The organism is Alteromonas infernus (assembly GCF_902705815.1).
The window spans coordinates 93,123-101,298 of sequence record NZ_CACSIG010000068.1; the positions used below are offsets into that span (position 1 = coordinate 93,123).

Consider the following 8,176-nt stretch of genomic DNA (forward strand, 5'->3'; position numbering starts at 1 on the left):
TGTGTAGTTTGATAATGGTACTTTTAGGCCGCGCTCACCATGATGCAATAGGCCGATTTGACTCCTACTTTAGGAGGGGAAACCTATGACGACTTCTCACTATTTTTAACAAATGACACAGATGCTGACGCAGAAAGTTCCGTATCTCCGATATAACCGTGCTTGGCGGCAATGGCAGAAAACTGAGAGGGCACCGCATTGAGTTTACGCTTAATCACCGTCAGTCCATTTGACACGGTTTTGGCAGACAGGCCTAGCTCGTTAGCAATATCGAAGCGGGATTTATTCATCGCTATCGCTATAAATATCTCGAACTCTCGTTTTGTTAGTTTATCGGCAATATCCACACTGGTATCGAGAAGCTGATTGGCTAAATTTACCGCCAGCCCGCGCTCAATATACTTTTGCCCTTTTGCAACAACCTTAATAGCTGAGATAAGAATTTCTGGGGAACTACTTTTACTGATGTAACCCATGGCCCCCGTTTGCATGGCGCGGTGAAGGATGACACTGTCTTCGAACATGCTGAAAAAGATGATTTTTAAATCTGGATGTCGCTTCAAAAAAATCTTGGCTAAAACAAGGCCACTTTCATTTGAAAGGTTTATGTCTAGGATTAAGATCTCAATGTCACTACTGGCTAATAAACGATGGGTTTGCGCGCCGTTTTCAGCATCAAAAATACGACAATCAGGCATCATGGCGTTAAGCAATGCTTTGTAGCCCTCTCTTACCACGGCGTGGTCGTCTACAATGAGGATATTCATGCGACATTTGCGCCTAACATAGGCGGCTCTTTTCTAAGTGTTAGAGAGAGCGACACGGCAACTCCGCCTTCATCGGGCGATGCGACGCTACAATTTGCGCCAATACAGCGTGCCCGACTTCGCATTGACGACATTCCAATATTTTCTACTATATGATTTCCAAGGCCTCGACCATTGTCTTTAACTGTCACAGTGACGCTATGCGTATCGCCCAAAATTTGAATGCTAACCTTTGTGGCTTTAGCGTGTTTAATTACGTTGTTAATGGCTTCTTGAACAAAACGATAAAGGTGGATGTCGCGCTCGGTATCCTCCTGATAACGCTTCAGGTTAATTGATACGTCCCATTGCGTGTCAGGTTGCGCTACTTCTTGTTCATATACTAAGCGCTCAAGCGATGCCTGTAGCGATACTCTATCTAATACAAGAGGGTGAAGGTGAGCCGTGAGTTTTCTTATAGCGTCACTTATTTGGTGTGACATCACCTGCACTTTCTGGGCCGAAAGCTCTACCACCGAACGCTCTTTAGTGTTGACTAGAATATACGCATGAGCTTTTATCGTAGTCAGCAATTGCCCCACGTTGTCGTGAAGCTCCCTGGCTAAATAGTTCCGCTCTTGCTCTTGAAGTAGCGCCAATTGTTTGTCGATTTTAATCAGCTGCTTTTCTTTGGCATCTAGCGCGCTTTTTAGCTGCTGGAATTGGTTAATTACCCTGTTCATTTCAGCAATATCTGAGTGAGGAAGCGGTTGTGTGGCTTTTCCTTCTCGTAACTTCGAAAGCGCGTCGCCAAGCTGTCTTAATGGCACAAGCCGCTGCCTGACGGCAATGCTTAATGTAAACAGTAGTAAAACAAATGTTGCAAAGAAAAGGCCTGCCACTAAAGCAAAAAACGTAAGGTTTTGGGTTAACTCCGTATTCTCGAAAGGAGTGACAATAAGGTACTGATTCTCTTTTATGGGGATAATAACGGGCACTAATACATTTTGCTGGTTAACGATGTTTACTTGAGTTTGGTCTGTGCTCAAGCGCCCTGAAAAGTATTTGGCAGATAAATGAGGACTTGGCTTAACAATAGCCTCAATGTCAGAAACAGGTACATTGCGTCTGACCATTTCCCGCACTTGGTTAAGTGCGCCTGTCATTTCTTCTTCAATATTGTTTTGTATATGAAAATAAACAAGACAGGTAAAGAGTAAAAAACAGCTAATGAAAACGGCCACTATCGCTGTAGATATTTTTGTAAAACCCGACATAACTGCCTCTGCAACCTCTTTAATACAGAGTCATGCTATACAGGCCGCGGTGAAAAGCACATCCTGCAATAGGGGCGAATTCATCCTACCAAGGTAGGATAAATTCCCCTTTAAATAGTGGAATGTAGGGCTTAGTCAGTTCGCTTAATCAATAAATCTCGACTGATAACGCTCAACCTTTTCTTGAAGCCACTGCGTAAATACTTGGAAACGGGCTTGAGAGTGAGTTTCCTTATGCGTTGCCAACCAGAATGTGCGCTTAATGTGAATGTCGTTCTCGATTAGCCTAACTAAACCTGGCTGAGTTTCAGCCATAAATTTCGGCAAAATGCCTACGCCAGCGCCATTAATAAGCATTTGATACTGCGCGTTAATACTGGTGCTGCGAAGCGCACTTAACTGTGACAAAGCGGTCTCTTCAATGAACTTTAATTGCGGCGCGTATACCAAATCGGGCACATAGCTGACGAGATTATACGATGTTAAGTCCTGCAAAGTTTCAGGCTTTCGTTTTTTGATAAGTGACTGGTGAGTGTAAAGGTAAAGATTGTAATCGGTAAGCTTTTGAGTCACCAATAAGCCTCTACTGGGCTTTTCCAACAGGATAGCCATATCGGCTTCCCGCTTATTCAGGTTTAAAAAACCACTGGTTGCTACAAGCTCAATACTTATGCCCGGATACCGCTTTTTAAAATCTGGTAGTAAAGGCGCTAAAAACCAGCTACCAAACCCTTCTGAAACGCTCACTCGAATACTACCGGCTAAGTGTGAACGCTCATCGTCCAGTTCATTTTGCGCTTCTAAAAAATAATGCTCGGCTTTCTCAATATACGTGACCAACTCTGTGCCATGCGTGGTAAGTACATAGCCTTTTTTGGTTAGCTCGAATAATTTACAGTTTAAAGAGTCTTCCAGCTTTTTTACACGACGAATGAGCGTTGTAGGATCTACCTTCATCCCCTTAGCTGCAATAGCTACCCGCCCATTTCTTGCTAAACCAAGAAATAACCGCATGTCATCCCAATTCACCTAAGCACCTGCATTTTTACAGCATAATACTGCAAGTATATGTATTGCTATTGCAAACACAAGGTTTCAATATTGTTAAAAATTACAGGAGCCAGATCATGAGAAAGATTGTTCACTTTATTGCAGGTAAAGACTTTGAAGATAGCAGCGAAAATACCGCATCGGTATTTGCGCCTAATACTGGTGAAGTTCAGGCAGAAGTAAGCCTAGCCAATGCTTCAACGCTAAGCCACGCTATAGAGACAGCCCAAGCTGCACAAGTTGAATGGGCGGCCACTAACCCTCAGCGACGTGCTCGTGTCATGTTTAAATTTAAAGAGCTCGTTGAAGCCAATCGCGACCGTCTAGCGGCGCTGTTATCAAGTGAGCACGGCAAAGTGTTGGTTGATGCGCAGGGTGATATTCAGCGTGGCCTTGAAGTTATCGAGTTTGCTTGCGGCATTCCTCATGCGCAAAAAGGTGAATACACGGAAGGCGCAGGTCCGGGCATAGACGTATACTCAATGCGCCAAGCGTTAGGCGTTGTAGCCGGTATCACCCCGTTTAATTTCCCTGCCATGATCCCTATGTGGATGTTCGGCGTGGCCATTGCCTGCGGTAATTCCTTTATATTAAAGCCATCAGAGCGCGATCCTTCTGTTCCTATTGAATTAGCGAAACTTATGATAGAAGCGGGCCTTCCTGCAGGCGTGCTTAACGTTGTTCACGGTAACAAAGAAGTGGTAGACAGAATTTTAGATGATCAAACCATTAAAGCAGTAAGCTTCGTGGGTTCTTCTGATATTGCTAACTACGTGTATGAGCGCGGCGCTCGTGCAGGAAAGCGGGTTCAAGCAATGGGCGGCGCGAAAAACCACGGTATCGTAATGCCTGATGCCGATCTTGATCAGGTGGTAACGGACTTGGTAGGTGCTGCCTATGGTAGCGCCGGTGAACGCTGTATGGCACTACCGGTTGTGGTTCCTGTCGGCGATGAAACCGCCGAAAAACTCAAAGCTAAACTTATTCCGGCTATCAAAAACATCATGGTAAGCCATAGCGAAGATCCTAACGCCCACTATGGCCCTGTCGTTACCGCAGCCCACAAAGAGCGCGTTGAAAGCTATATCGACCTTGCTATAGAAGAAGGCGCAGAGCTTGTTTACGACGGCAGAACAAGTCAAATCCCAAGTGACAGCCACGGCTATTTCATCGGGCCGACGTTCTTTGATCACGTAACCAAAAACATGCGCTCATACCAAGAAGAGATTTTTGGCCCCGTGCTGCAAATGGTTCGCGCCAAAGATTTCAATGAAGCCGTTAATTTAGCAAGTGACCATCAATACGGTAACGGCGTTGCTATGTACACCCGAAACGGTCATGCAGCACGTGAATTTGCACAGCGCGTTAACGTGGGAATGGTAGGTATCAACGTACCAATTCCAGTGCCGGTTGCCTACCATACATTTGGCGGCTGGAAACGCTCAGCCTTTGGCGATACTAATCAACACGGTATGGAAGGTGTGAAGTTCTGGACCAAGGTGAAAACCATTACACAACGCTGGCCTGATGGCTCAGATACGAACGACAACGCCTTTGTTATTCCAACCATGGGCTAAGCGAGGAGACTATCATGATCACTGTTGCATTTATTGGCCTAGGTAACATGGGCTCAGGCATGGCAGACAACCTTGTTAAACACAATTTCAAGGTAATGGCCTTTGATTTAAGCGAAGCGGCACTGGCAAAAGCCAAAGATGCAGGCTGTATTATTGCACAAAGTACCGAGCAAGCTGTATCTGAAGCTGACATCGTCATCACCATGCTGCCTGCGGGTAAACATGTTAAGGATATCTATTCAAATCAGATCCTCGATAACGTGCGTGACGGCACCTTATTAATTGACTGTTCGACCATCGATGTAGAAACGGCCAAGAGCGTATCAGAGCTCGCTGAGAAAAAAGGCCTTAAGATGCTTGATGCCCCTGTATCAGGTGGTGTTGCCGCTGCTGCGAGCGGCACACTTACCTTTATGGTGGGAGGAGATGCTGACGCGTTCGATAAAGCCCAAGGCGCACTTGGCGCCATGGGTAAAAAGATTGTTCACGCAGGCGGCCACGGCGCAGGGCAAGCTGCGAAGATTTGTAACAACATGTTACTTGGCGCGACCATGATTGCGACGTGTGAAAGCTTCCAGCTCGCCCAGAAACTCGGGTTAGACGCGCAGGTATTCTTCGATATTGCATCTAATGCGTCGGGCCAAACGTGGTCAATGACCACCTATTGCCCTGTTAAAGGTGTAGGCCCACAAAGCCCTGCTGATAACGATTTTGCCGGCGGTTTCGCTTCTGCACTTATGCTTAAAGATTTAGGTCTTGCCGTGCAAGGCGCGAAGGGCGTAAATGCGCAAGTGCCAATGGGCGAACTAGCCGCCAAATGGTTTGAAATGCATTGCGATGAAGGCAATGCAGGGATGGATTTCTCATCGATAATTAATCGACTGGCATAGTATATAAGCTTTTATGTTTCATTACGATGAGCGTAATAACGGGAAAAAAGCGCTGAGGTCAACACCCAGGTACTAGGGGATAATAAGGGAAAGCAAGTTTGCTTTCCCTTTATTTTACAAGGTGTAAAAACGGCTTTGCTACCTTTCCGGTTTTTGCAGCATATCGTCGTAAGCATCCATTTCCCAAGGAAGTTCCCCTGGACTGGTATCAAGGAAATGCAAGTAGCTTTCAAACTGATCCAAGATATCCTTAGCTATACTCTCCTTTTCATAGCCATAAATATCGTAGGCTTGACCGCCGCGACGCAAGAACACTTCAGCGCGATAGTATTTCTCTGACTCATCATCTTCTGAGCGCACTTCAGCATAGCTGAAACCTGGGACTAAATACTCGGTTATGCGGATATCATAGATGAAGTCCATATGATCATGTCGTTCCACAGTGAAGGTCGCCCTTACCATGTCTTCATCAAATTCAACGTGCGCTTTCCACTCCCGTGCCTTAAGCGCAGACTGTACGTCTCTCATCGCTTCAGTCACCGTATTTTTAATGAAGTCATGAACCAGGTCACGACTAGGGTATTCGACCATCGCCGCCAGTCGCCCTTTGAGGTTTGCCGCTCGACCGCGGTTTCTGTTCAATGTATTAGCTTGCAAGCTGCTATTTCTATAGCCTTCGATGACGAGCGCGCGCCAAAGACCGGCGGCAGCGATAAGCATGATAAAAGCAAATGGCAAAGCACTGGCTATAGTCATGGTTTGAAGGGCGTTGAGCCCACCCGCTAAAAGCAGTACCGCTGCGACCGTACCTTCTAAAAACGCCCAAAATATACGTTGCCATACAGGGCTTTCTTCTAGACCGCCAGATGCAAGAGAGTCAATAACTAACGATCCCGAATCTGATGACGTTACAAAAAAGGTGATGATAAGTAGTACCGTCAGCCCCGACATAATTGACGCACCAGGGAGCAGGTCGTAAAGCTTGAATAAGGCAACGGCTTCGTTTTCTTGGACGTCGCTAATAAGTGTTGTCACGCCTTGATTCATTATTGCATTAAGGGCTGTATCACCAAACACTGAAAACCAAAGGAAGGTAAAAATAGTGGGCACCAGCATGACACCGAAAACAAACTGACGAATGGTTCGACCGCGACTAATTTTGGCGATGAACATTCCCACAAATGGTGCCCAGGCAATAGTCCAACCGAAAATAAACAGCGTCCAGTTACCAATCCAGTCGCTGCGACTGTAGGCCTGCAAATTAAAAGTACGCTCGACAATCCCGCTGATATAGCTTCCAGTGTTCTGAAGGAAGGTTTCCAGAATATGAATGGTTTCACCCATAATAAACACAGTACTCATAAGAGAAACTGCCAGTAGCATATTAATAATTGATAGCCGTTTTATGCCCTTATCCATCCCGGCAATAACCGATATAGTGGCTGCGATAGTCACAATAGCAATAGTGCCTACCTGCACCATGATATCAATTGGGATATCGCCAGAGAGATAATTGAGCCCTGCATTTATCTGCGTAACAGATAGCCCTAACGTGGTAGCAATACCAAACAGGGTGCCGAGAATAGCGAATACATCTACCGCGTGCCCAATAGGACCATAGATTTTATCACCTATTAGCGGATATAGCGCAGAGCGAATAGATAGCGGCAATCCATGGCGAAAGGCAAAGTACGCAAGAACGAGGCCCACAAGCCCGTAAATCGCCCATATATGAAACCCCCAGTGGAAAAACGCGATTTGCATTGCCTGTTTTGCTGCATCAACCGTTTCAGCGGCACCGGCGGGCGGTGATGAATAGTGTAGTACTGGCTCTGCCACGCCAAAGTAAAGCAGCGCCACACCGTACCCTGCCGAAAATAACATTGAAAACCATTCTGGAAAACTGTATTGCGCTTCAGCGTGGTCGGGGCCTAACTTGATATTTCCCCATCCCGACGCTGCAACCGAGACAATAAACACAAGGAAAATTGCCACTGATAACATATAAAACCAGCCAAAGGTCTGAGTTATCCAGGCTAACGTACTGCTGAAAGCTTCGCCGGCAAGTTCAGGGTCACTGATTGTTCCAATAACCAGAAGTAAAATGATCGCGACCGCGGGGATAAATACAGGAAGCAGAATGGTAGAGCTTTGTACTTTGCCTTTCATATCAAGTCCTTTTTAATTGACAGGAAAATCAAACCCTGCAACTACATAATAAACTTCTTTTTTCTACTGAAAGGTGGTTAGTTTGGTTCAGATTGGTTTACGTGATGGGTTGATAGAACATGAGGCGGCTGACTTTTGTTTAACACAAAAATCAGCAGCCTTGTCGTATTTAACGCTTAAGTTAAGCCTAATGGTGTCCGCCGCAGCATCCGCCGCCCTGCTCGGCCCAATTTTTACGCTTGGTGGTTTTACCTATACCCGGGTTGAAGCTGTTGGTAGGGTCTAACTCTCGGTAGAAGTTTTTAAGCGCGTCTTTCGCAAAATATTCGTGCCCCACGTTATGCTCTGCGGGGTATTCCGCGTTTCTCGCGTCAAAGGTTTCTAAAATTTTCCCTTTCAGCAGTTTGGCATCAGCCCCTTTTTTCAACACGTAGTTTTGGTGCATAACGTGGCAAAACAAGTGGCCA

Annotated in this window: 6 protein-coding genes and 1 pseudogene; 2 read left to right on the top strand and 5 right to left on the bottom strand. The window is 45.9% G+C overall.

Translation table 11 applies throughout. The features are described 5' to 3' along the window. Positions 1–83: 83 nt before the first annotated feature. The 3 genes from ACX5J7_RS16810 to ACX5J7_RS16820 all read right to left on the bottom strand — a co-directional run bounded on the left by ACX5J7_RS16810 (position 84) and on the right by ACX5J7_RS16820 (position 3,052). Positions 84–767 carry a response regulator transcription factor gene (locus ACX5J7_RS16810; protein ID WP_024016921.1) on the bottom strand — a complete coding sequence of 228 codons (684 nt, stop codon included), beginning with the start codon at positions 765–767 and terminating at the stop codon, positions 84–86. After that, a complete protein-coding gene (locus ACX5J7_RS16815; RefSeq protein ID WP_498707602.1) occupies positions 764–2,023 on the bottom strand; it encodes a sensor histidine kinase in 1,260 nt (419 codons plus the stop codon). The genes ACX5J7_RS16810 and ACX5J7_RS16815 overlap by 4 nt, the downstream gene beginning before the upstream one ends. 144 nt (positions 2,024–2,167) lie before the next feature. After that, positions 2,168–3,052, bottom strand: a complete 885-nt coding sequence (locus tag ACX5J7_RS16820) for a LysR family transcriptional regulator (protein WP_498707604.1) — start codon at positions 3,050–3,052, stop codon at positions 2,168–2,170. Positions 3,053–3,150: 98 nt separating this feature from the next. Here ACX5J7_RS16820 and ACX5J7_RS16825 point away from each other — a divergent pair, with 98 nt between their 5' ends. Both ACX5J7_RS16825 and mmsB read left to right on the top strand, forming a co-directional pair. Next, positions 3,151–4,650, top strand: a complete 1,500-nt coding sequence (locus ACX5J7_RS16825; RefSeq protein WP_020746581.1) for a CoA-acylating methylmalonate-semialdehyde dehydrogenase — start codon at positions 3,151–3,153, stop codon at positions 4,648–4,650. 14 nt (positions 4,651–4,664) lie between these two features. Further along, complete coding sequence (gene mmsB, locus ACX5J7_RS16830) at positions 4,665–5,540, top strand: 3-hydroxyisobutyrate dehydrogenase (RefSeq protein WP_498707606.1); 876 nt, start codon at positions 4,665–4,667, stop codon at positions 5,538–5,540. 138 nt (positions 5,541–5,678) lie between these two features. On the opposite strand, the gene ACX5J7_RS16835 is transcribed toward mmsB, so the two are convergent. Then, complete coding sequence (locus ACX5J7_RS16835; protein WP_498707607.1) at positions 5,679–7,709, bottom strand: BCCT family transporter; 2,031 nt, start codon at positions 7,707–7,709, stop codon at positions 5,679–5,681. Positions 7,710–7,896: 187 nt separating this feature from the next. Continuing rightward, a pseudogene (locus ACX5J7_RS16840) lies at positions 7,897–8,176 on the bottom strand (D-lactate dehydrogenase); the annotation flags it as partial.